The following is a 23695-nucleotide window of genomic DNA, read 5'->3' as shown; positions in this document are numbered from 1 at the left end:
TCATCATCCTCACTTGCTAACACTTTATGTTATGCACGCTCTCTTTTCTGTGTGAATGCCCAGCTGGCCGAAGGCTCTAAGGATAATAAAAACAACCCCTAACCATCTCCAATGGAGGTGGCAGGGGCTATTAATCTTTCTTCCAAATTACTTAGGGTTTGGCATTTTTCCAATAATTATAAGCATGCACTACATTACCGGTATAAGATGAGGAATCCTTCAGCAGATCAGGCAGCTTCGCCAATTCCCCCTCCATGTACTCCTCTCCCTCTTCAAAAAAGGTAATATGGTTTCCTTCATGGCTCTCCTTCATCTCCACAGAGATTAGGATCGGTTTGCCGAGTTCATCCGCAAAGGCGATTTCTTCCTTCGATACGCTGACAATACCATTGGAACCGTTGGCACTATCACGGAAAGCCATTAATGACACATGATCCATGCGATCGATCATCCATTTGCTAAGCGATATATCTTCGCCTGGGACCTTGTATTTATCCAACCAAACCGCGAGATCCATGCTAGCCTGCAAGCTGGAGTCCTTTTTCAGCTCCGTGACGAACGCATCCAAGTTGGATGTCCACTGTGAGATAACCCCATCGGGATCTGCTTTCCATTCTGGCAGCACATATGGCTCGATGTCCAGGTGAATGCCGTGAAAGCGCTCGTCTCCCTCGGCAGCGCGGTTATATTCTTTAACGTACTTGACCAATTTGAGCATTTTCGTCCGGTTTTCCTGCAGAGCCCAGATGGGATGGCCTCCCATGGCATGTACTTCTATTCCTGCCGCAGAGGCTTGTTTAACAAATGACCTGTAAGCACTGAATGGCTGCTGCAGATCTAGTCGGACATACAACCAGTTTAGCTTCTTTTCTTTGGCAAAATCGAGTATTTCCTGACTGTTCTGCAGTACTTCATTTGCTTCCCATATATAGGTGCCTCTGACGGTTTGATCCCGGATGACCGGATCTGCATCCGGGACCCTATCACCCGCTCCCGGGCCCGGATCCGGGTCCGGATCAGGTTTTGATCCAGGCGTCTCCCCACCCGGGTCGGAACCTTCTCCCCCGCTGTCGCCAGGCATGTTCTCCCAATTACGGAAATCATGAACGGCAAGTCCCGCAAATGATGAATATGAACTCAGTTGTCCTGATAATCTGTTCAAAGATTCATCCATCTGTTCTTTCCCGCGTCCATAAAAGCTTGTATATGCTTCACCAGGCATTTCCTTGGTGTTGACGGCCACCAGGACTTGTTTGCCCAGCCTGTCGGCAAGTTCGAGTTCATCCTGCGAAAGTGTAATGATACCATGCTCGGAATCCACTTCATTGCGGTATGCGAGCACAGTCACATGATCATAGGAATTCATCAGCCATTCGTTCAAGCTGCCTCCCTCTGAAGTTAGGGTTTGGTCAAACCAAAAAGGAATGTCGATTCCGAGTTCCAGCGAGCTGCCGGAAGTCTTGTCGAGAAAAGCCTTCAAGTTGTTCTCCCAGGATGTGATGACTGCACTCTGATCCGTCTCCCACTGGGGGAGGACATATGGTTCTATATCGAGATGGATGCCGTCGAACCGGTTTTCCTCCGGCACGCTGGCATTGTAATTGATCGTCCAATCTGCAAGTCCGAGCATTCGTTCCCGATGTTCCTCCAGTGCCCACCCAGGATCGCCCCCCAAAGCATGAACAGCGATTTTCTCCTCGTGTGCATGCTGTATAAACGTTTCATAGGTTGCATTAGGTAAATCCCGATTGATTTGCAAGTAGATTAGATTAATGCCTTCCTGCTGGGCAAAATCAAGCAGCTTTACTCCACCATCCTCGATCATTTCGGTTTGCCACACCCAGGTCGCTTTGACTCCATGCGCGGGTGACTGAAAACCCACCAGAAGCGCAGCGGCCACAAATAACAAACCTGCAAGCCATCGAGAATTTTTGACAATCATAATTTCCCTCCATTCCTATGCGAGGACTTAGGCAGCCCTCAATTCTATAAAAAGAGCCAAAATGATGTGCAGTGCTCATCTCATTTCTTTTTGATATATTGAGATTCGCGCATTTGTTTTAGCTCAATTTATATCGTAAACGGAGTTATTATAGCATTGATCTAAAAAAAAGAGATGAGCCCATGTCCTTATAGGACGGTCTCACCTCCATTTTCGAAACGCCGCACTGCACAAAAGGAACTATTCCCCATTTGGAATATTTATCCTATTCAATCGTGATAGAGAAATTATGGAAGGCTTTAGTGCCAACTGCTCAGGAGTAAAGTTACGGTTCGTAAATCATTTTGCGGGTCATCCCGCCATCGACCACCAGATGTGTCCCGGTTACGAAGGTATTGTCCGGATCTGCCAAATACAGGCAAGCCTTTGCGATATCATTCGGTCTTCCAACTCTCCCGGCAGGATGCTGCTCATGGTCCGCCGGCTTCAGGGATTCATATTGCTTCGTTTCGATCCATCCCGGACTGATACAGTTCACCCGGATTCCATCCGTACCAAGCGATACGGCCATGGCATGGGTAAGCGCCACAATGGCTCCCTTGGAGGCTGCGTAAGCTTCAGTATCCGGTTCAGACATCAGGGCACGCGTAGACGCCATATTAATAACCGCACCGGATCCGCCTTGCTTTTTCATGTAGCGTGCAGCTTCACGTGTCGCAAGAAAACAGCTTCGCACATTGGTATTTATAATATCATCCCATTCCTGAGCTGTTAGTTCATAGGGAGATTTCCAGCGGGATATACCCGCATTGTTAATCAGAACATCAATTTTACCGTATTCCTCCTCGGCAGATTTCATTAATTGCTTAATCTCTTCCTCTTGGCGGACATCACAGGGAATAAAGATCGCCTGTCCCCCTTCATTCCTGATTTCCGCCGCGGATGCGGCTCCTTGTTCTTCATTCACGTCACTCATGACCAGCAAAGCACCTTTTTCGGCAAAAGCCTTGGCTACTCCCAAACCAATGCCCTGCGCAGCTCCGGTAACGACAACAACAAGATTTTCATAAGACATTTCCATTCCTCCTTGTTCAAATCCGCTGTCTCTACTTTAAATTCACCCGGTGTCTCTAATCAAGAAACATTTACATTTCATGAATAACAGAAAGACCACATCCTGAAGGATGTGGTCAAAGATTCGGTAATAACTAGAATCGTTCATAATCGCGATAGCGGGTTGCAGACTGTACTTCCCGCGCAATACGCATATTCCGTTCAAATCCTTTGAACCGGGTTCCCTGAAACGTGAGCTTCCCGGAATCACCCTCGGCACATATCCCGTACTGCTGCCCGTCTACATTAAATTCCATGCGGTCGCCGCTCTCTACCTCGAAAGTAATAAAATATGTCGTATTCGTATGACTGGACATATGATCGTTTGGTTCATGATGGTGATGCTGCTTAATCTCCGTGCGTTTACTGACAATCCGGGAGTCCACGGTGAGAACAGGCTGTTTATTATTCCGCCCCCATTGCAACAATCCTCTGCCGGCAGACAAAACGATGATTCCAATAATGACTACAAAAAAGATCGGCATGACTTTACCGAAGAAGTCAAACATCCAAAATGACGGTTCTCCTGGCATGCTTCTCCCCCCTCTTTTGACATTGGCTAAGGCGATGGATTGATCTTAAGCGGGCATGTTCATAACATGTATATGCAGCAGGAATGACAAAAAAACCTCCACTTCGCTTTTCAGCTTGTGGAGGTTTCAGGATGAGCCGTTCAGGGTCTTACGCATGGACCTGGTCCAGCAAATAACGCGTTTCATCCTGCTCTCTGTCCAAAAGTCCTTGGGCACCCCAGCATTCCCTGCATTTCTCTTCTGTATCACAGGTACATGCATGCTCGCAGTTGTAGCAAAATTGGAGCAGGTATTCCGTCGTTTTGTCCTCTGTAACCTTTGTCATGATTCTCACTCCCGTTGTTTTTTTATGCTCTCCTTACACTCTTAGAATAGCACACCTCAAGGATGTACATTGTGATTTAATTCACATTTTATTTAAATTTTTAGGATTTTAACGTTCTATATTAACCATAAAACAGAAAAAGCGGAGAACCTGAGTTCTCCACCCTGTCATAATACACGCCACGTGACTCCGCCATCAATGGTCTGGAGCAGGCGTGAACTTTTTTGCTCATTGTTCTGAACCAGCATCCATCCTACTTTAGAGGAAGAAAACTGCAGCTTTACTACTTCAGGATACTCCTGAAGTTTATCCTTGATGATCTCGTTATCGGATACGATACCCCATGTTTTACCTTGATCCACCGTGTGGTAAAGTAAGCTTCCAATGAGTGCCCACCCTTCGGTAGGGCTGATAAAGTTGGGTCTAAGAGTCTGATTTAACCCTTCGCTTTTGGCTAGTCCAAAATTGGCAAAGTTCCAGGTAACACCGCTATCGTTCGTAAAATAACCGTTATACTTAATCGTGTCGCCTATCTTGCATCCAATCGATATCCAGCCGTTTTTGCGTTCCGTATCAAAAAATTGCGGACTGTCCGATACATAGGATACGCAGTTTTTAAATTTCTCCCTGTTAAAAAAGGAAGGGCCGGACGTCCATTTTCCCCCTCCATCCGAAGTACGGTAGAGCTTCGGTTCACCCAATTCCTGAACAGCTGCAAACCCGGTCATGGAATCTACAAAGTTGATCCCGAGCATATATCCCAAATGGGGGATTGGACTGGTTAGATTTGATTTATTCGGATTGAATTCTGTATTTTGCATCACGATCTTCCAGGCTGAGCCTCCATCATCCGTCCGATAAAGTACCTTGAGCTCTTTGCCGGGAGTAGAATCCTCGGAAGTCATCAGCCAGCCGCGTTGCGGCGAACTGAAGGTAAGAGCGGATATTTTATTCTTTTGGGGGATGGATGCGATATCCCAGGATTCTCCTCCATCGTTCGTATGAAGAATAATCGTTTCAGACATTCCAGACGGATCGCGGACTATCCAGCCGTTCATCGGGTCCGTAAAATAAATATTCTTTCCGTAACGCGGATTAGACGGAAACTGCACATTTGCCGAAGGAGAAATGTTCACCCACGTTTGACCGTTATCCTCTGTTAAATATAGCCGGAGTTCATTACGGGTAAGTCCCCAGGCAATCCCTTTCGTCTCGCTTAAGAGCTGGAAATCCGCCAATTTGGTTTGAATCTGATACTTGCCTGAATCCTTGCTGCTTTGCTTAACGGTATCCGGAGTGACCATGGTCAGAGTCTGCCCCTGATCAGCCGTAGCCTCCGCAGAATCCTGAATGGCAGGAGCCGCATCGGGCATTACGGTTTCTTCCTCACTGGAAGAGCAAGCACTCAAGAATACACTGAATAATAAAGTGATTCCTACAAGCTGTTTGTACCATTTCATTCAAGTTCCTCCTCTCCTGAGGACAGCTTGTCCCTTCAAAAGAAAACCCTCCAATTCAAATAATATAACATAATCAGGGGTTAGCGCCAGTTCAAGCCGGAGAAAGGAATGAAATGCTAAGAGAATCCGCACATAAAGTTTACATAACTTTCATTATGTTATGATAATTTATCTATATTGGATACATTGTTCAAAGCGCTATGCTTTTTCCCATACGCGATGTATATAATCAATCCGATCAACATCCATATCACAAAGCCAATCCAGGTAATAGCCTGTAAATTCATCATTAAGTACACACATGCAGCAGCGCTCAGCAGCGGCAAAAATGGCACCCATGGTACCCTAAACCCTTGTTTGACCTTGCCTGCATCGTTTCTCCTCAGAGCAATAATGCCAACGGACACCACGGCAAAAGCAAACAATGTACCGATGCTCGTCAAATTCGCCAGCTTATTCAGAGGCACGAAACCCGTCAGAAGCGCGATGAGCGTCCCGGTAACCCAAGTGCTTTGCGTTGGTGTTTGGGATTTGCCGCTTACTTTAGACAGTTTCTTTGTCAAGAGCCCATCGCGGGAAATCGCGAATAACAGACGCGTCATTCCAAACAACATAACCAGCAGCACGGTTGTCATGCCGGCAATGGCTCCTATGGATATCAGTCCGGCAAGCAGATTCTGATCCACGAATCGGAGTGCAAATGCAACCGGATCTCCGACGTTCAGTGAAGTGTAGGGCACGATTCCTGTCAACACCAACGATACGGTAATATATAGCACCGTGCAGATGGCCAGTGATGATATGATGCCGATCGGCAGATCTCGCTGGGGTCTTTTCACTTCTTCCGCGGCTGTTGCGACTGCATCAAAACCGATGTAAGCAAAAAATACCGTTGCCGCCCCGTTAACGACTCCGCCGAAGCCAAAGGGCAAAAATGGTGACCAATTCGAAGGTTTGACATAAAATGCCCCCACTCCAATAAAGAGCAATACGACAATCAATTTAACGATGACCATCACCCCGTTAAATCTTGCGGTTTCTTTGATTCCTCTGTTCAGCAAATAAGTAATCACATAAATGATGATCACGGCTGGCAAATTAATAACCGAACCTTTCGAAGCATCATAAGCTCCTGAAAGCGCAGCCGGCAGATGCAATCCGAACCCGTCTAACAACCCGTTAAAATAAGAGGACCATCCACTGGCGACGGCTGCTGCAGCTACTCCGTATTCAAGGATCAAATCCCAGCCCAGAATCCATGCGATGATTTCACCAAATGCAACATAACTATACGCGTATGCACTCCCCGATACGGGCACACTGGAAGCAAATTCCGAATAACAGATTGCCGATAGCACGCAGGTCAGCGCCGCAATCACGAATGAAATCATCAGACCCGGCCCGGCGTGGACCGCTGCTGCAACACCTGTCAGGACGAAGATTCCCGTTCCGATGATGGCCCCTACGCCCAGCGCCGTTAAATCTAATGCGCTCAGTGTTCTTCTGAGCTTTCCAGCCGTTTCATCCACGCTTTCAACCGTTTTTTTACGAAAAATATCCATGTTGTTCTCTCCTCGTTGTTGTTTCTTTTCGCTTTAAACGGTTAAAGCTATTTAGTTTATAGGGTATCCATTATGAACTCGAATGTATTTTAATGTCAATCTGCAATCGCTGGTAATCTTTCACATTCCATCATGGTTTACGCCAAAAAAGCGCCTAATTCCCCGTGAGGGTTTAGACGCTGATGTAATCGGAGTTTCAGATGACCTTCGAGAACTATTTAAATACCTTCACGCGCTGCTCAATTGCCATGAATTCTTTTTCCCCTGCGGGAGCCGTCGGTTTGCCGAATGGCATTTGGGCAATCAGCTTCCAGGATGAGGGGAGATTCCATTCCTTTTGCACCTGTTCGTCAATGAGAGGATTATAGTGCTGAAGCGAAGCCCCGAATCCTTCTTGCTCAAGCAACGTCCACACAATCAGCTGGATCATGCCTGAAGTTTGGTTGGACCAGACGGGAAAATTATCCTTATACAGTGCAAATTGATCCTGTAGGTTCTTCACGATATCCATGTCTTCAAGAAACAGTACCGTTCCATAACCGCTTTTGAACGATTCGATCTTCTGATCGGTATTTTTGAACGCTTCTTCGTTATTGACGACCTTGCGAAGCGTTTCCTTCGTAAGATCCCACAGCTTGTCATGGTTTGCCCCAAGCAGCAGAACGACGCGGGAGGTTTGTGAGTTGAAGGAAGAAGGAACGTACTTAACCGTTTCTTCAATGATTTGCTGAATACGCTCATCGGAACTAACATTTTCTTTGCTGATGCCATAAATGGAACGTCTTTGCTTAAGGGCTTCGATTACGCTGCTGTTCGACATCCGGTTACTACCTCCGTATTCTATGCGAATGATGATTTCTGAAATTAGGACCTGATCAAAGGCCACTAGCTCTTAAGCTCCCCCACTTCTTTTCAAATATGCCTTGTTGGCCTGTGTGATTTGCTTCCAGTAAAAAACGGTTCTGCAATCGCTCCGGAGAGCGAACAGAACCGTTGAATGAACATGTTTTGATTTTCTAATGAGCAAAACTTCGCGCCTTTGCGCTATCCGCTTGCTGTAGATGATAAGGAATTTCTTCATTATATACGGTCATTATGTTCGAAATACGATTTACTGCTTCACCCAGGCGGTCCGCAAGTCCATTTCCCGGATACATTCCGAGTCATCATGATCGTCATTGCCGATCAGCGGCGTAACCGGATAAAAATCCATATCGCTATCGGAATAGGTCTGAAGGAGCGAGCTTAACGAATGAAAAGCCGTGTTTTCCTCGTTCAGCCAGTCTTTAATAGCATCCTGCGGCAGAATGGCCGGCATGCGCGTTTCCTCAAAATTGCCGATGAGACGATTGGCATCCGTCATCACGAGCGTACAGGTCCGAAGGGGATCCCCCTTGTAGTCTCTCCAAATTTCATACAGCCCTGCCACGCCGAACATCTCGCGATTTTTCAACACGACGCGCACCGGATGCATTTTCTTGCCTTCTTTTTTCCAATAGTATAGCCCGTTGCACGGAATGACGCAGCGCTGCCGTTCAATCATTTTCCGGTAGGACGGGTTCTCTTTGACAGTCTGCAGGTCGGCATTGACCGCATCCTTTCCCCAGTAGGGAATGAATCCCCAGCGGAACTCATCCAGCACCCGCTCGCCGTTCTGCTGAAGCAATACCGGAGCCGATTGGGTCGGACTGATATTGTAACGGTTCTTGTAATAGTACATCACACGGTCAACTTGAAAATGCTCCAGCACGACCGGCAGGTCGGCCGTCATTGAATAACGCTGGCACATGCAGCATCACCCTCCTCTATGTGACGTTAATGTTCGCTTAAAGGAGGAAAATTATGCATAGCTGGCCCTATTCTGCTTCTTCTTCCGGTTATTCCTCGGTTTCTTATTCCATCTTTGCGCTTGGCAATCCGGGAGAATTCTCCGTCGAGAAACTTTTTGATCTGGCTGCTCATATATTCTTCTTCATCCAAGGTCTGATGATGCTTATAAGACTTGTCTGCACCCTTTGTTGAGATAAAGTAGGTAAATTAGAACGGAAGAATAACCTCAAGCCGTGATATCGCCTCTTCCTTCTCCCGGCTCGTCACGTGCGTATAAACCGTTGTGGTCTGAATCGACGAATGGCCGAGCAGTTCCTGCACCGTTCGAAGATCCGCGCCCTTGCGAAGCAGCATGGTAGCAAAAGAATGGCGGAGCTTATGGCTGGAATACGGCAGTCGCTGACGCTCCGGCAAATCCGATTGATAGCGATCAAACGTGTCCGCGGCGATTTGCTGGATGTTGCGAATAGACAAACGTTGTCCTTTTTGCGATATGAAAAACGCATCTTCCTTTTTGCGCCAAGGCGTGATCCGCTCATCGATGGCCCGCTCCAGCATGACGCCTACCGCTGTCGGTACCGGAAGCGTTCGCCACTTCCTGCCTTTGCCGAACACATCAAGCGTGTGCCGCTCCCGATTATAATCAGTCAGGTTCAACGTATGAACCTCCCCAACGCGAAGACCCATATAAGCCATCAGTAAAAAAACGGCCAGATTCCTTGATCGATATTTTCCTTCTACGCTTTCAAGAAAGCGAGGCAGTTGATTCTCATCCAAATACACGGGTGTGCGGTTCTTTTCCGTCTTGGATTTCTTAATGCCCGCTGCCGGATTGGCATTCGCCATTTCGAGCTCGATCAATGCCTTAAAAAAACAATTCACCGCCGCATGCTTCCGGTTCCGCGTTGTATCACTCACCCCCTGCTCCCTGACAGAAGACAAGTAAGACATGACATGGATCTTTTTGACTTGTTCCAATCTTTTGTCTCCGATCGATACCAGAAACTGCTGCACATCCCCGAGATAGGATTTTTGCGTATACGACGTAAACCCCGCATCCTTCATCCAGATTAAAAAAGCATCCGTGTACTCCTCAAAGTTGTCATTCATTTCTTTCAAGCTGGAATTCCCTCCCCGAAAACAGAATATACCGTATAAATAGACATCCATATCTCAACACACATTTTTTACGATATATAACAATAATTAGGATGAATTGCCCATCATCAGGGCTGTATAACTCGACATAAAGGACCAAAAAAATCGTTTAGAATGAAAACTGCGCATAATTTATGTTATGCGCAGTTTTTTAAGGTGTTTTTATTGTAACACAATCGCCCATCTCTTGGAAAAAAAGAAGTGCCTGAATACTCGTTCTCTTGCCAGAGTCGTTACAGAATAAGAGAATGTATCACCTATAAAATAATTTTATAACAAACTTTTCGTAAGTTGATTGACAAAGCATACTAACTGTTATTATTATGATTACAGCAACCTACTTAATCATGAGATTCGTCGAGGAGGAAATTACGATGTCCAAATTAAATATCGGCATTATCCTGGGTAGCACCCGCCAAGGTCGCTTGAGCCCACAAGTCGGTGAATGGGTGAAACAAATCGCCGATGCGCGCGGAGACGCGAATTATGAAATCGTAGATATCGCCGAGTATAAACTTCCGCTATTCGGAGAATCCGATGCTACAGAACAGGCGACAGCTTGGAATACCAAACTTGCAGGTTTGGACGGTTTCGTATTCATCGTGCAAGAGTACAACCACAGCATCACCGCTTCCCTCAAAAACGCACTGGATTACGCGCGTGACGCCTGGAACAATAAAGCTGCCGGGATCGTAAGCTATGGTTCAGTAGGTGGTGCACGTGCCGCAGAGCATCTGCGCGGTATTTTGGGAGAATTGTCCGTTGCGGACGTCCGCGTTCATCCAGCGCTATCGTTGTTCACTGATTTTGAGAACGGCACGGTTTTCAAGCCGGCGGATCTTCATCTCATCAATATTAATGGAATGCTTGACCAAGTACTCGCTTGGAGCGGTGCTTTGAAAGTCCTTCGCTAAGATTCGAATAAGAGCTGCCTTGATCGTCATGTTCATGACGTTCGGGCGGCTCTTTTTTCATTTAGATTTATAAATTTCCGGGATCCCGGCCAAGTATCTGAGTGGACTTCGGGGTATTGCCCCTTTGAGGGATTGCTTTTTGTTCCGATAATTGTATCCATTCGTGGGAATAACTATAGGGAGATAAGGAGGGCATCATATGGAATCGGAAGAGCAATGCAAAGATCTAACTCCGCAAATGCATGAAATCAAAACGCGGCTGGTAAGCATATCCAAGGATGTCCATACTTTAATCTCCTCCTTGGATCAAGAAGACATCGATATTCTAAAGGATCTTAAAGCACTTTCGAAAAAAGTGACGGATATGGCAAATGTGGCGTCTACATATCATTTAAATCGCTTACTGGCTCCCTACACCAATAAATGCAATGTCATTTTCAGCGCCGTACGGCAGTTAAGCTCCAAACGTAAAGGTGCACTGATCGTCATTCAAAGGCAAGATCCGATTGAGGATCTGATCACGAAAGGCATCCCCCTTTCCGCAGAAATTTCAAGCTTGCTATTGGACTCCATTTTTCATGTGGGCACCCCACTCCATGATGGAGCGGTTCTGATTCAGAATGATATCATTTATTCGGCAGCGAACATTCTCCCGCTCACTCGCAAAACCTATAAGCATGTTAAATTAGGAACCCGTCATCGTGCGGCCATCGGTTTATCAGAGAAATCGGATGCATTAATTTTTGTCGTATCCGAAGAGACAGGCAAAGAATCCTTTGCGTACCATGGGTCGATTTATACTTTTCAAGTTCCAACATGAATCCTATCCCAACAGGAAACTACCATGCTTTTAGGAGTGATATTCAAGAATGGATAAAAATTACTGTACCGGAGATTATCCATTGTTACGAAACGATCTGACGGACAAGCTTGCGCATATCTCAACCATCCTGGAACAGGATATCGCTACGCTGGAACAAAATGAAATTCAAATTTTGAATGATATCGAGGAGATTTCCAAAGGTTTGTCTGAACTCGAATCCATCACTTCCACTTATTTTTTGAACTGCCTGTTAGCCGAATATTCGGATCATAGCAAGGAGATCTCCCGTTCGATACATAAGATGAGTTTGAAAGGTCAACAAGCGCTGATCGTGATTGAAAAAAACGATCCTGTAGCCCCTCTGATCAAAGACGGGACGCCCATAAACGCCAAAATTTCAAGCCAACTGATCGAGTCCATCTTTCATCCGGAAAGCCCACTATCTCAGGGAGCGATACTCATTCAATCCGACATGGTGGTGTCCGCATCGAATGTGCTGCCGGTATCAAGCCAAATCTTTTGGGATCGCTTCTTCGATATTCGCGAGCTTTCGGCCCTTGGACTATCAGAACTGTGCGATGCGTTAATTTTGCTCATTTCCAAAGACAAATCGACGTTGTTTTGTTTGAATGGAACTATGTTTCCTTTTTCAACGAACTCCCTTTAAAGCGTAATGCCTCTTCCCCATCCAGTCGTGTGCACCATAGAAATCCGATGAGAAATCCCGATTATGTTACCTGTCCAGTCCGTTTATCCGGCTGGGCTTATTTTGTTTTCATTTCATCCTATGTTCATTTACTCATACCGAAGACCATGCGAGATTTCAGTTAGCCGACTCTCATCTACGACCTGGATGGCATCCCCTACCTTGCGGATGAGGCCTTGATCTGACAGTTTCAGAATAACCCGGTTTAAATGCCTGGAGGTCGTGCCGATTAAATCCGCGATCTCCTGAGTGTTGTTCGTCCGGATTTCTTTGCCGAATTCATTTTCCTCCTGCAGGGTGGTCAGCAAATAACTCGCAAAGCGGTTTTCGACTGAGGCTAATAAATTCACGCGGGAAGCCGTTGTGCAGGTCTGAAGTTTATAGGTGACATGTGTAAGCAATGACATCAAAAACTTCGGGTCACCGATAAGATGATCATATATGTAAGTAAAGGGAATTGCGACGCAATAGACGCGCTCGACGGCTTCAACCTGCGATTGTACCGTGACTTTTTGAATGAGCTCAATATCGCCCATAATCGCAAAGGGCTCGCAAAAAAGGAGCAGCAGCGCTTTACCTGTTTGCACGCTGGATGAGATTTTCACCTTACCTTCCACGAGAAACAAGATGGCATCCATCCGCTCTCCTTCTTGGAGTATAAGCTCATCTTGCTCATAACATCGGAGTTCAAAAGGGATGCCGTTTGGAGAAGTAAATAGACTCATCATATCGAATTGCTGTATTTGGGTTTGCAGGAGATCGGTGTCGCGAATCATTTTCATGTCATTTCTATCCTTTCAGGACATCTGTCCTTTGCTTTGATCGGGAAGCCGCTTATGATGAAATCAAAAACAGCAAGGAAGTGCCATATGAAATTCGTATTTGATCTAGACGGAACGATTTGTTTTCGAGGGCAACCACTGAGTCAAGTCATCGTACAAGCGCTCGACAAGCTGACGCACCAGGGGCATGAGGTTATTTTTGCTTCTGCTCGCCCGATCCGTGACCTGCTCCCTGTCCTCCCTTTGCATATGCATACTTATCCAATGATCGGAGGAAATGGTGCCTTCGTAGCTAAAGACAAGAATATCATTTCAACCGTTCATTTTGAAGAAGAAGTGAAGAACCATATCCTCTCAATCATTGAGTCCCATAGCCTCAACTATTTGATCGACAGCGAATGGGACTACGCCTTTACCGGATGTGAAGACCATCCCATCAGGCGTAATGTCGATCCGGAGAAGCGGGCAAGACGGATTCCTTTGGCTGCCATGAACATCATCGTAAAGATCGTGTTGCTCGAGATTCCCGATTACCATTTGATTATGGATAAGCTCTCCCTTTTACCTGTTGTCGTGCATGAGCATGGAAATGAAGGCATTTTGGACATCAGTCCTATGGGGGTTGATAAATGGAGCGGACTAATGAAGCTGGGACTTGAAGATCAAACCTATATTGCCTTTGGCAATGATGCGAATGACATTACCATGTTTCAGCATGCCCATGCATCTGTCATGATCGGCTATCATCAGGATCTTGAGCATTTTGCAACGGAGCTGATACCGGCTGATGAATGTCTTATTTCTGAGAGGCTGTTGGCTTTTTTGTGACCACAATGAATCATATTCCCTGCATCCGAATTGCGGTGCCATCCATGATACGATATATTAAAACTACTTACTTTAGATCGAAGGAGATAGACAGGATTATGACTGTATACGCCGCCCTGCTCCGGGGCATCAATGTCGGAGGACATAACAAGATCAAGATGGCTGAATTGCGTGAAATTCTGGAAGCCGCCGGTTGCAAGCAAGTACAAACCTACATCCAAAGCGGAAATGTCGTATTAACTTCTGATCTCGACGCTCCTTCCCTGCAACGACTAATCGAAACGGAGATTCAGAACGCTTTTGGACTCAACATTCCCGTCGTGATTCGCAGTTCTTCGGATTTCGAAGCGATCATGCGTCAGTGTCCCTATGACGAAGCCGGACTGCAGGAAGGGGAATCCATCCATGTGTCAATGCTCTCGGGCATTCCCCAGGAAGCGGGTCTCCATCGATTGGCAGCAACGGAACGCGGTGACGATGAATACCAGATCATTGGCTCTGATGTACATCTCCTTTTCCGCAAAAGCATTCGCGATTCCAAGCTTGCCGTCAATTTGGCTAAACTCGGCATTCCCGGCACCGTGCGCAACTGGAACACGATGAAGAAGCTGTCGGATATGATCTCGAAGACGGAAAGTTAATGGTAAAACAGCGAAAGCGTCCGGAGTTACTTGCTCCCATCCCCACTTTATTGCCGCAAGAAGACGACATAGAGCACAATGGATTCGAATGAAAAAAGACGAACTGGATGCTTCGATCCGGTTCGTCTTTTTGTAGTTCCATTTTCATTGGGATGTCGCTTCCGTCATCCCTTCGTCCCGCCTTGCATGCTGAACCCCTTGGACATAAACCGTTGCGACAGGATATAGAGCACAATGGAAGGTAACGCGTACATCACGGAGAACGCAGCGAGTTTGCCGTAATCAACCATGCCATATTGTCCAAAGTATTGGTATAGCTTTAAGGATGCCGGGAACTTCTCGGGAGTTTGCAGCAAAATGTAGGGAACGAAGAAGTTGCCCCAGCTGCCGGAAAACGTAAAGATGGCCACCGTACATATTCCCGGAACCATCAGCGGTGCAATGATTTTGCGGATGCCGGCTAAGACCGAGGCCCCATCCACCCACGCAGCTTCCTCCAAATCTCCTGGAACGGAATCCATGAAATTCTTGAGCATCCAGATCCCGTACGGCATGGATGATGCGACATAAAAGAGAACCACGCCCACATTGTTATCATACAGTTTCAGACTGAGGAACAGCTGATATACAGGTACCATAACGGCTGTGATGGGCAGAGAAGTCATAAACAGAATCGTCAGCATAAACGGCTTCTTGTACTTAAGCTGATAACGGGATAGCGGATAGGCTGCCAAAAGCGCCAGCAGGACCACAATGACAGCTTGGCCCAAAGACATCAGCAGACCGATGACAAAAGCACGCTGGTTCTCATGGCTGGTCAGTACATCCACGTAGTTCCCAGCCGTGATCTGCTTGGGCATTTTTAGCGATTGCATCGCATTGGGATCCACAGATGCCACAAGCACCCACAAGAGCGGCAGCAGAAAACAGATCCCGATGAACGATAAAATGATGTAAGGAAGGATTCGGTATATGAGCTTGCGCTGATTCGTATTCATACGAAATCTCCTTTATGCATAAAAAATTGAATGAAAGAATCATTCAGCTTTAATTCATTTAGCATGAATTCATTTTATGTAATTACTCTTTTAACGAACGGATATAGAACAGACTGAGAATGATCCCGATCAGCAGCAGGAGCAGCGAGATTGCAGTTCCATAACCGAGCTGAAAGTTGACGAATGCCTGGTTATACATGAAGATCGGCAAAGTCGTCGTCGAAGTTCCCGGCCCGCCTCCTGTCATCGCATAGATGAGTCCGAATACGCCAAGCGTCTGCAGGGTGACAAGCATCATGTTCGTTGTGATCGTTTCTTTGATGTAAGGAATCGTGATACGGAACAGGATTTGAAGCCGCGATGCTCCATCCACAACCGCCGCTTCTTCGATTTCATTCGGGACATCATCCAGCGCCGCCTGGAAGACCAGCATGGAGAATGCTGTGCCATGCCAGATGTTACCGACGATAACCGTCAGCATCGGGACGGTAAACAGCCAAGTGACTTCCGATATGCCGAAAAAAGAGATGATGGCATTCAAGGTTCCTTCATCGCCGAAAAAACTGTACAAGCATAAAGCGCACACGATTTCCGGCGTTACCCATCCAGCCAGCACGACAGTACCAATGATGCGACGGAACACTTTGCTCTTGTGTTTCATGAGCAGCGCAATCAAGAAACCCAGCACCTGCTGCCCGATGACAGCCGACCCAATGAGGAAGACAAGGGTATTCCAAATACTGATGCGAACCGTGGGATCCTGAAACATCCGGATGTAATTATCGAATCCGATAAATTTCAATTGCTTGGCGGCTTCCCCCGTCAGAGCAAGATTAGTAAAGGAATAGAAAAACGTAAGGAGAATCGGATAGATAAAGAACAACAGCATAATGGCGATGGATGGGAGCAGAAAATAGAGCCATGTATAGCTTTTTCTTTTGATATGTGGCGTTGATACTGAAAGTCCGCCCATGGATGTCTCTCCTTTCTTTCTTCTATGACTGAGAACACCGCATGCCCGCGCTTCGCACCGATGACGGGCAAGCGCGGGCATGCAGCCAATATTATTTTTCCAGCGTTTTATCCTGACCGACGATACGGGTTACATCCTGCGCGTATTTCTTCGCCGCGTCCGCTGCCGACGTGCCGGAAGCGACCGATTCGACCATCGTTTGGATTTGTGTTGAAACTTCTGGGTATTTGTCTTGTGCCGGTCTGAATTCGGCGTTTTTCAAATATTCCGTCGAAATTTCGTTGAACGGCATTTTGGTGTATTCCGGATCTTTGGCTACATCCGCCCGGACGGTAATATTGCCGGAGGCAATGACGAGTTTTTCCGTGTTCTCTTTGTTCAATGCGAATTGAATAAAGTCCCATGCTTCATCCTTATGCTGAGCATTCGCCGGAATGGACAACGCCCATCCTCCTGCGAGCGTAATGGAGCCCGGAGCCTGACCTTTGCTCGTCGGCATCGGTGCAAAACCAAGCACATCCTTGTATTCAGGCCATGGCGCTGTGCCGTTATCCAAATAGTTGCCTTGAATCCATGAACCGTCCAGCGAGATTGCGAGCTTGCCTTTTGGCAGATATTCGCGCGTTGCCGTATTCCCTGCCTGACCATTCAGTACTTTGGAGAGTGGCGGACCCAGTTTCTCCTTCGCAATGGTCTCGATGAAAGTCAGCGCATCATTGATGCCTTGACTTTTGGTGATCCATTTGCCGCTTGCGTCATCATACAAGCGCTCACCTGTACCATAGAGCAGCATTTCATAAGTCTGCATAGATGTGGCTTCACCGGTTGCTTTGCCAAGGTTCATCCAGATCGGTACAACATCTTTGCCCGCTTTTTCTTTAATCGTTCTGGCTGCGGCAAGGACTTCATCCCAGGATTTCGGCTGCCAATCTTCCGGAAGGCCTACTTTCTTAAAGATATCTTTGTTGTACCATAGACCTCTTGAATCGGTGTTATAAGGTACGCCATATACCTTGCCATCACTTGCAGTAACGCCTTTTTTCATCGCTTCGATAAACGAGCCGTTCGTCCAGTCCCCCCAGCCTTTCAAGCGCTCATCCAGCGGTTCTAGGAAACCGGCACTCGCATCCGAATTGAGCATGAACGTATCCTCAGTTACGATATCCGGCGCGGTATCTTTGGATTTAAGAGCCAAAGCAATTTTGGCAAAATAATCGCCTTCCGATGCCTGAATCGGAGTTGGTTTAATCTCTACATCCTTATTCGGATATTGAGATGCGACATCTTTGATCCACTTGTACAGCGGTACTTTTTCCCCTGTTCCGTCATCGCGGTAGGTAATCGTAATCGTTTTCTTGGCCGTCTCCGTTGTGCCTTTGTCACCGTTGTCTTTGGATGGAGCGGGCTCATTTCCTGTGTCCTTCGGAGTTGAACCCGAATCTGTACCTGAACCTGAACTTGAGCTCGAGCACCCGACAGTCATCGCCAGCAACAATGCCGATGACATCAGCGCCCATTTTCTTTTGGCATGTTTCATCTTTAACCCTCCTTCGTTCGAAACCGTTTCCACAACTAATCCTTATTTCGCTTCATTCGCAAATATTCAATAATCCTTCAAAACTTGAAAGAGTCAAAATAATCGCTGGTATATTTGCAAAATCCTTACATTGGAAACACGAAACTTCCTGTTGGAACGATATACCGAACCAAAGACGCGGCAGATGATCTCTTACAATGTAGCGTTAGACTGTATCAAAGGCTTTAGCTGAAATTATTGATAGAAGATGAAATACAAAAAAATGAGAATACACTCTCTCAAAATATAGGTTCAATTTAAATACTTATGACGAAAAAGATAGATTTTACGTTCCTTTTCCCCTTCTCCCCCATGTCCAGAAGACTACATTTTCACACTTACTGAACCCAGCCATATGAAGTTAAGAACATGTACGAACATTTTCTTGCAGGAAAACGTTGTTTGCAGTCATTTTCCAACACATGGAATTGTCAGCAATCGACAGATGTAGTTCTTTCAGACTGTCAGTCTTCAGTCTCATAGCACCGGAATGTAAAAAATGTAAAATAAAAGTGTATTTTACTAGTGTTCAATTAATGTAATGCAAAGGGGGACCGCATTGTCTGAGGATACTCAATTAAAGGAGGATATGATTTGAGTAAACGACCATCGAAAATCCGTGCTTACTCCACCCTATTCCTAAGCACATTACTTGCTGTCGGCATCACTTATCCGAATGCTGCATCTGCTTCATCCATCAAGCTTCCGCATAACGCGAAAATCCAACTGGATTCGCTGTTAAAACAAGGCAACCTGCAAAAGAGTTTAATCAATCATGCAGAGGTATCCGATCTAAAAGCACTAATCGGTTCCGAAAAACCGCAAAACTACGTGGAGGAAACGGACAGCAATGAGCCCATCACCGTCATCGTTCAGCTCAAAAATGACCCTATCAAAGTATATGAGGCCAAGCCATCCGTAAGATCCCGTTCGTCCGTGAGCACCTACAACAGTATATTGAATCAAGAGCATCAGTCATTCAAAAGCGCCGCCCTATCCAAAACTGGGGCCAAATTCAAGCGTGAATACTCCAAAGTTTTCAACGGGTATTCCGTTACTCTGCCTGCCAACCAGGTTGACACTCTTCTGACTTTGCCAGGCGTAAAGGCTATATTCCCGAATGAGGAAGTTCATGCTCTGCCCATAGCCGACGGACATGAATTCAATCCCAACATGGATGAAAGTGCACCGCTGATAGGCGCTGGCGACATGTGGAACTCTGGTTATGATGGAAAAGGTATCAAAGTTGGGGTCATTGACACTGGTATTGATTATGAGCATCCCAGCTTGAAGGATGCATACAAGGGCGGATACGATTTCGTGGATAATGATCCGGATCCGATGGAGACCAAGCCTGACGCTACCAAACCTCCAAAAGGTACGACTACATACGACACATACCATGGTACTCATGTCTCGGGCACGGTAGCTGGACGAGGAGATCCTGAGCATCCGGATGCAGGCAAAGGCTGGGTACGGGGCGTCGCTCCTGCTTCCGACCTCTACGTTTACCGCGTGCTTGGTCCATACGGCAGCGGCAGCAGCGAGAATGTCATCGCAGGCATCGAGAAAGCTGTGACGGATGGCATGGACGTGATCAATCTGTCGCTTGGATCAGATCTGAACAATTCGTATTCACCTGATGCGATCGCAGTGGACAATGCTGCACTCGCCGGCGTAACGGTCGTCTTATCGAACGGTAACGAAGGACCGGAAGCTGAAACCGTAGGCAGTCCGGCCGCGGCACAGCTCGCCATTTCCGTCGGAGCATCCACTCCGCCGCTGCAAACTCCGATCTTCAATTCCAACAGTCTGGGCGTCATCTATGCTCAGCTTGCAGCAACGTCTTCGAAACTGGATCAAGTCGATGAAGATCTAGAACTCGTATTTGCGAACCTCGGCGACGTTAAAGATTATGCAGGTCTTGATGTCACCGGGAAAACCGTTCTGGTATCCCGCGGTGATATTACCTTCGCAGCCAAGGCCGAGAACGCCGCAAAAAATGGCGCCAAAGCAGTGATCATTTACAATAACAAGCCGGGAGAAATCGGAGGCGCTACCATTGAGGGTGCCACGCAGTCTGTCCCAACTTACACGATAGACCAGGAAAGCGGTCTCCGGCTTAAAGACGAAGTACTAAAAGGAAATAATCACGTAACCTTTAATTACAAGAAGGAGCAGGATCTGCTGGCTGACCTTAGTTCTAGAGGTCCTTCTCTTCCGAATTACAGCATCAAGCCGGATATCTCAGCTCCGGGCGTAGGTATCAAATCCTCCATTCCGGCGTTCAACCTGGGTGGAGATTATACCAATGCTTATGAGGAATTGCAGGGAACTTCCATGGCCGCTCCTCATATCTCCGGTTCTGCAGCCCTATTGCTCGAAAAAACCCGCAAAGAAGGACTGGCGCTCAAGCCGGATCAGATCAAGTCCTTATTAACGAACAATGCGCTGCTGATGAAAGACCGTCAAGGCAAGCAATACAATGTAAATGAGCAGGGTGCCGGCCGCGTAGACTTGAAAAGTTCAGCCGCAGCGCAGGCGATCGTCAAGGTTCAAGAAGATCTCCCGGTTCAGCTTCAGGATGAAACACATCTAACCTCATATTCCGGAAGCTTGTCCTTTGGCCAGTTGGGTGCTGGCACAACGACAACAAGGCAGTTAAGCATCGACAACATCGCGCACGTGGATCAGCGTTATGGCGTATACGTGAATTGGAGCAGCAGCAGTACTTTATCTCTGATTCCGGACAATTGCGATATTCATATTCAAGCTGACCAAGCATCTGCAAGCTTATCCGTTACGCTTACGATTCCGGAAGGAACTGCCGAAGGCATGTATGACGGACAGCTTGAATTCACGCAAATGAAGACGGGTCATAAACTGCATGTTCCTTTTAGTGTGTTTGTAGGTGAGAAATATACCCGGGATGACATTACGAACCTGGAGCTTGATCCGGAGTATCTCTCTACGACTGAAGATGGACATGGTGCGACAATCTATTATGCCCTGAATAAAAAACTTGAAGATTATGCATTCTTTGTTTTTGGTGTCGATGCTGCAGGTAATCTGATTGAAGATCCTGTCGGTTATATCCATAATGATGATTTCCCAACATCGCTGGCTCCCTTCTATTATTCATTTGATTGGGATGGATCGGTGTACACGGGAAATGAAACCAAAGAAAAATTGAACCCTGAAGGAACCTATGTCTTGATTCCACTGGTCTTTGAATCGGATGAGGACGAAGGTACACTATTGGTGGATTCTCATAATATCTTCCTGGTAGATAACACCGCTCCTGAAGCGACGCTTCCGGAGGATGTAATCGTGAACCCGGACAAACCAAATGTGGCTGTGCTGAGTGGCAGTATTGAGGGTGATATGCTGATTGATGAGTTGTACGATGGCACCAATCTGCAGAATCTGATTCATGTCAAAGCCAAAGCCGGTTTGGACACGGATAAAGAACTTACCGAATACACGGGTACCATTGACGCTACAGGCGACTTCAGCGTAGAAATCCCCCTGAAAGCAGGCTTGAATAAAATTCAGTTATTCGTATACGATGATGCGGGCAACGGCTTGTCTCAACCTGCAAAAACTTACGAATACAATACTGAAAAGGCTCCCGTCGGGCAGCCGACAGCAGTCGGACTCAAGACGGACTCTGGTACAGTGAATGTATCCGATCCGATCAAGGTCAGCGTTGAGTTTGATGGACAAAATGCCGTCAAGTCCATGGATGTCGACGTGGAATATGATGGCAAGCTCACAGCCGGCATTCCTGTTCCAGTTCTGGAAGGTGCAGAAATCGAATCCGCAGATGCAAAGATAGTCCCGCAGAACGATTCCAATCCAGAACATAAGATCGTTCATTATGGATTTAATTTCACTAACCCGGTTGCAGCAGGCACTCTCGCCAACCTGTCATTCAATGCTGCAGAAGCCGGTACTTATTCCTTTAACATTGCGCATGTTGAATTGAAAGATGCTGAAGATAAGGAAATCGCGTCTAACGTATCCGAGAGTATTACAGTAGAAGTCACGGCTGCGAATGACGGAGGTGGTTCCGAGAATCCTCCTGCCGAAACTCAACCAAATCCAGAATCGCCAACGACAGATCCTTCAGATTCTTCCGCTGATTCAGGACAAGACCCTGCCTCATCTTCGGACGAAAGTCAGGAACCAACTCCTGGAACTGAACCTGCTCCGGTGGCAGACCAGGTTTCCGCTTCATATTTTGTGAAAACGGCCAAGCTGATGGCAAGCTCCAATGAAGAACTTTCTGCCGTGACATCTGTTTCGCCGCCACTCAGTCCTTGCCCTGTACCGAAACCTGATCCGGGGACTGATCCTGGCACGAATCCGGGGAACGGCTCTGGAGGCGGATCGGCTGGCAGTGGTGGGTCTGCTGCTGCACCGGCTCCTCAAGGCGATAAGCTGAAAGCCGGAACTTTAAGCGAAAAAGGAACTGGCGATCAGAAGTCGGCCGTTCTGAATATTGATTCTTCATATGTCACAGCCCAATTGAGCAACGGAAACAACCAAAATATTACGTTGGATATCAGTGACGTCGCTGTGGAAACCTATCACCCGCTGAACGTTCAGCTAAGCAATGCTTTGACGGATCAGTTGTTGAAAGCCAATAAGCCTCTTATTATTCGGGGTAAGGGATTTGAAATTTCCATTCCAGCTAATGACGTGAAGAGTTTCGTGACCAAAGACGGACTGATTGTGGGCATCCGTTATGTCAGTGCACCAACAGGTACGCCGCAAGCACCAACTGGCGGAAGCGTTAATTTCGTATCCGGGGCTTTGACAATCAACGAACCGGCAGCTGCGCTCGTATCTCCGGTGACGATTACTCTTGCACTCGATCCAGCCAAAATAAAAAACCGGAGTAAAGTGGGTATCTTTGCGCATAACAATGAGAACACCTGGAGCTACCTCACCGCAGGTAACACTAAACCTGGAGTGGCTGGGTTCCTAGTAAACAAGCTTGGTACATTTAGTGCGGCTGAGGTTTCCAAGTCCTTTGCTGACATCGCTAATCACTGGGCTAAAAATGAGATTGAAGTCATTGCCTCCCACTATTTGGCTAACGGCAAGGACTCGTCAGACATGTACAAGCCAAATGATCAAGTGACCCAAGCTGAATTCCTTACTTTGCTGGATCGCCTGCTCGGAACAGGGAAAACCTGGAGCGAGCGTGCGGCAGAAGCCAATTCCAGCCACGCCTTGACTCGTGAAGAGCTCGCTGTTCTTCTAGCCAATGCACTGGGCGCTGATGTAACCGGCACAGAAGCAACTTTTTCATTTAAAGATCAGGATCGTATCCAAGCAGCTGCCGTCAAAGCTGTCTCGTATGCTGTACAAAAAGGCTATCTGAAAGGGAATCCGGATCACACCTTCAATCCGAAAGGCAAATTAACCCGTGCAGAAGCCGGTGTCATCCTGTACCGCATTCTTCAAGACCTTCAATCCAAGTAAAAAAGATAGTTAGTAAAAAGCAGCAGGCAACCCGGAGT

Annotated in this window: 20 protein-coding genes; 6 read left to right on the top strand and 14 right to left on the bottom strand. The window is 46.9% G+C overall.

Translation table 11 applies throughout. The features are described from left to right. Positions 1-151: 151 nt before the first annotated feature. From GRF59_RS01830 to GRF59_RS01790, 10 genes are all read right to left on the bottom strand, one after another. A complete protein-coding gene (locus GRF59_RS01830) occupies positions 152-1942 on the bottom strand; it encodes a hypothetical protein (RefSeq protein ID WP_160495965.1) in 1791 nt (596 codons plus the stop codon). Positions 1943-2267: 325 nt separating this feature from the next. Beyond that, positions 2268-3017, bottom strand: coding sequence for an SDR family NAD(P)-dependent oxidoreductase (locus GRF59_RS01825; RefSeq protein ID WP_160495964.1), 750 nt, complete (start codon positions 3015-3017; stop codon positions 2268-2270). A 133-nt stretch (positions 3018-3150) separates the two neighbouring features. Continuing rightward, entirely contained in the window at positions 3151-3588 is a 438-nt protein-coding gene (locus GRF59_RS01820) for a DUF2500 domain-containing protein (protein ID WP_160495963.1), read from the bottom strand. 148 nt (positions 3589-3736) lie between these two features. Continuing rightward, complete coding sequence (locus GRF59_RS29290; protein ID WP_202128465.1) at positions 3737-3913, bottom strand: hypothetical protein; 177 nt, start codon at positions 3911-3913, stop codon at positions 3737-3739. Between the two features lie 167 nt (positions 3914-4080). Continuing rightward, on the bottom strand, positions 4081-5373 hold the full coding sequence (locus GRF59_RS01815) for a VPS10 domain-containing protein (RefSeq protein WP_160495962.1): 1293 nt from the start codon (positions 5371-5373) through the stop codon (positions 4081-4083). Between the two features lie 158 nt (positions 5374-5531). Continuing rightward, entirely contained in the window at positions 5532-6935 is a 1404-nt protein-coding gene (bcaP, locus tag GRF59_RS01810) for a branched-chain amino acid transporter BcaP (RefSeq protein ID WP_160495961.1), read from the bottom strand. Positions 6936-7149: 214 nt separating this feature from the next. Beyond that, positions 7150-7755: a nitroreductase family protein gene (locus GRF59_RS01805; protein ID WP_160495960.1), complete on the bottom strand. Its 606-nt coding sequence runs from the start codon at positions 7753-7755 to the stop codon at positions 7150-7152. Positions 7756-8046: 291 nt separating this feature from the next. Then, positions 8047-8724, bottom strand: coding sequence for an SOS response-associated peptidase (locus GRF59_RS01800; RefSeq protein WP_160495959.1), 678 nt, complete (start codon positions 8722-8724; stop codon positions 8047-8049). Positions 8725-8750: 26 nt separating this feature from the next. Continuing rightward, on the bottom strand, positions 8751-8897 hold the full coding sequence (locus tag GRF59_RS30205) for a hypothetical protein (RefSeq protein WP_423802943.1): 147 nt from the start codon (positions 8895-8897) through the stop codon (positions 8751-8753). 75 nt (positions 8898-8972) lie between these two features. Continuing rightward, on the bottom strand, positions 8973-9875 hold the full coding sequence (locus GRF59_RS01790) for a tyrosine-type recombinase/integrase (RefSeq protein ID WP_160498071.1): 903 nt from the start codon (positions 9873-9875) through the stop codon (positions 8973-8975). A gap of 422 nt (positions 9876-10297) precedes the next feature. Between GRF59_RS01790 and GRF59_RS01785 the strand changes: the two genes are divergently transcribed. The 3 genes from GRF59_RS01785 to GRF59_RS01775 all read left to right on the top strand — a co-directional run bounded on the left by GRF59_RS01785 (position 10298) and on the right by GRF59_RS01775 (position 12327). Next, on the top strand, positions 10298-10837 hold the full coding sequence (locus GRF59_RS01785) for an NADPH-dependent FMN reductase (RefSeq protein WP_160495958.1): 540 nt from the start codon (positions 10298-10300) through the stop codon (positions 10835-10837). A gap of 199 nt (positions 10838-11036) precedes the next feature. Then, positions 11037-11657: a sporulation-specific diadenylate cyclase CdaS gene (cdaS, locus tag GRF59_RS01780; RefSeq protein ID WP_160495957.1), complete on the top strand. Its 621-nt coding sequence runs from the start codon at positions 11037-11039 to the stop codon at positions 11655-11657. Between the two features lie 49 nt (positions 11658-11706). After that, entirely contained in the window at positions 11707-12327 is a 621-nt protein-coding gene (locus tag GRF59_RS01775; RefSeq protein WP_160495956.1) for a diadenylate cyclase, read from the top strand. A gap of 128 nt (positions 12328-12455) precedes the next feature. Here GRF59_RS01775 and GRF59_RS01770 read toward each other — a convergent pair whose 3' ends face one another. Further along, positions 12456-13148, bottom strand: coding sequence for a cyclic nucleotide-binding domain-containing protein (locus tag GRF59_RS01770; RefSeq protein WP_160495955.1), 693 nt, complete (start codon positions 13146-13148; stop codon positions 12456-12458). Positions 13149-13235: 87 nt separating this feature from the next. On the opposite strand from GRF59_RS01770, the gene GRF59_RS01765 reads away from it, so the two are divergent. Next, complete coding sequence (locus GRF59_RS01765) at positions 13236-13976, top strand: HAD-IIB family hydrolase (protein WP_160495954.1); 741 nt, start codon at positions 13236-13238, stop codon at positions 13974-13976. Between the two features lie 98 nt (positions 13977-14074). Further along, on the top strand, positions 14075-14617 hold the full coding sequence (locus GRF59_RS01760) for a DUF1697 domain-containing protein (protein WP_160495953.1): 543 nt from the start codon (positions 14075-14077) through the stop codon (positions 14615-14617). 164 nt (positions 14618-14781) lie between these two features. Here GRF59_RS01760 and GRF59_RS01755 read toward each other — a convergent pair whose 3' ends face one another. The 3 genes from GRF59_RS01755 to GRF59_RS01745 all read right to left on the bottom strand — a co-directional run bounded on the left by GRF59_RS01755 (position 14782) and on the right by GRF59_RS01745 (position 18071). Then, the gene (locus tag GRF59_RS01755; protein WP_160495952.1) at positions 14782-15615 is read right to left on the bottom strand and encodes a carbohydrate ABC transporter permease; all 834 of its coding nucleotides are present in this window, start codon (positions 15613-15615) and stop codon (positions 14782-14784) included. 82 nt (positions 15616-15697) lie between these two features. Next, complete coding sequence (locus GRF59_RS01750; protein WP_160495951.1) at positions 15698-16588, bottom strand: carbohydrate ABC transporter permease; 891 nt, start codon at positions 16586-16588, stop codon at positions 15698-15700. Between the two features lie 91 nt (positions 16589-16679). Beyond that, positions 16680-18071, bottom strand: a complete 1392-nt coding sequence (locus GRF59_RS01745) for an ABC transporter substrate-binding protein (RefSeq protein ID WP_423802942.1) — start codon at positions 18069-18071, stop codon at positions 16680-16682. Positions 18072-18758: 687 nt separating this feature from the next. On the opposite strand from GRF59_RS01745, the gene GRF59_RS29930 reads away from it, so the two are divergent. Then, positions 18759-23657 carry a S8 family serine peptidase gene (locus GRF59_RS29930; protein WP_160495949.1) on the top strand — a complete coding sequence of 1633 codons (4899 nt, stop codon included), beginning with the start codon at positions 18759-18761 and terminating at the stop codon, positions 23655-23657. Positions 23658-23695: the final 38 nt, after the last annotated feature.

The sequence above is a fragment of the Paenibacillus dendrobii genome (assembly GCF_009807035.1).
GTDB lineage: Bacteria > Bacillota > Bacilli > Paenibacillales > Paenibacillaceae > Paenibacillus_AQ > Paenibacillus_AQ dendrobii.
The sequence above is the reverse complement of the archived record's forward strand: the minus strand, read 5'-3'. Positions and strand labels throughout refer to the sequence as shown.

What these genes read in the sequence shown, in the direction of transcription:
- bcaP (WP_160495961.1), bottom strand. Translation starts at nt 6,935, where the DNA reads ATGGATATTTTTCGTAAAAAAACGGTTGAAAGCGTGGATGAAACGGCT.
- GRF59_RS01820 (WP_160495963.1), bottom strand. Translation starts at nt 3,588, where the DNA reads ATGCCAGGAGAACCGTCATTTTGGATGTTTGACTTCTTCGGTAAAGTC.
- GRF59_RS30205 (WP_423802943.1), bottom strand. Translation starts at nt 8,897, where the DNA reads ATGAGCAGCCAGATCAAAAAGTTTCTCGACGGAGAATTCTCCCGGATT.
- GRF59_RS01760 (WP_160495953.1), top strand. Translation starts at nt 14,075, where the DNA reads ATGACTGTATACGCCGCCCTGCTCCGGGGCATCAATGTCGGAGGACAT.
- GRF59_RS01800 (WP_160495959.1), bottom strand. Translation starts at nt 8,724, where the DNA reads ATGTGCCAGCGTTATTCAATGACGGCCGACCTGCCGGTCGTGCTGGAG.
- GRF59_RS01805 (WP_160495960.1), bottom strand. Translation starts at nt 7,755, where the DNA reads ATGTCGAACAGCAGCGTAATCGAAGCCCTTAAGCAAAGACGTTCCATT.
- GRF59_RS01750 (WP_160495951.1), bottom strand. Translation starts at nt 16,588, where the DNA reads ATGGGCGGACTTTCAGTATCAACGCCACATATCAAAAGAAAAAGCTAT.
- GRF59_RS01815 (WP_160495962.1), bottom strand. Translation starts at nt 5,373, where the DNA reads ATGAAATGGTACAAACAGCTTGTAGGAATCACTTTATTATTCAGTGTA.
- GRF59_RS01765 (WP_160495954.1), top strand. Translation starts at nt 13,236, where the DNA reads ATGAAATTCGTATTTGATCTAGACGGAACGATTTGTTTTCGAGGGCAA.
- GRF59_RS01770 (WP_160495955.1), bottom strand. Translation starts at nt 13,148, where the DNA reads ATGAAAATGATTCGCGACACCGATCTCCTGCAAACCCAAATACAGCAA.
- GRF59_RS01830 (WP_160495965.1), bottom strand. Translation starts at nt 1,942, where the DNA reads ATGATTGTCAAAAATTCTCGATGGCTTGCAGGTTTGTTATTTGTGGCC.
- GRF59_RS01745 (WP_423802942.1), bottom strand. Translation starts at nt 18,071, where the DNA reads ATGACTGTCGGGTGCTCGAGCTCAAGTTCAGGTTCAGGTACAGATTCG.
- cdaS (WP_160495957.1), top strand. Translation starts at nt 11,037, where the DNA reads ATGGAATCGGAAGAGCAATGCAAAGATCTAACTCCGCAAATGCATGAA.
- GRF59_RS01785 (WP_160495958.1), top strand. Translation starts at nt 10,298, where the DNA reads ATGTCCAAATTAAATATCGGCATTATCCTGGGTAGCACCCGCCAAGGT.
- GRF59_RS01775 (WP_160495956.1), top strand. Translation starts at nt 11,707, where the DNA reads ATGGATAAAAATTACTGTACCGGAGATTATCCATTGTTACGAAACGAT.
- GRF59_RS01825 (WP_160495964.1), bottom strand. Translation starts at nt 3,017, where the DNA reads ATGTCTTATGAAAATCTTGTTGTTGTCGTTACCGGAGCTGCGCAGGGC.
- GRF59_RS29290 (WP_202128465.1), bottom strand. Translation starts at nt 3,913, where the DNA reads ATGACAAAGGTTACAGAGGACAAAACGACGGAATACCTGCTCCAATTT.
- GRF59_RS01790 (WP_160498071.1), bottom strand. Translation starts at nt 9,875, where the DNA reads ATGAATGACAACTTTGAGGAGTACACGGATGCTTTTTTAATCTGGATG.
- GRF59_RS01755 (WP_160495952.1), bottom strand. Translation starts at nt 15,615, where the DNA reads ATGAATACGAATCAGCGCAAGCTCATATACCGAATCCTTCCTTACATC.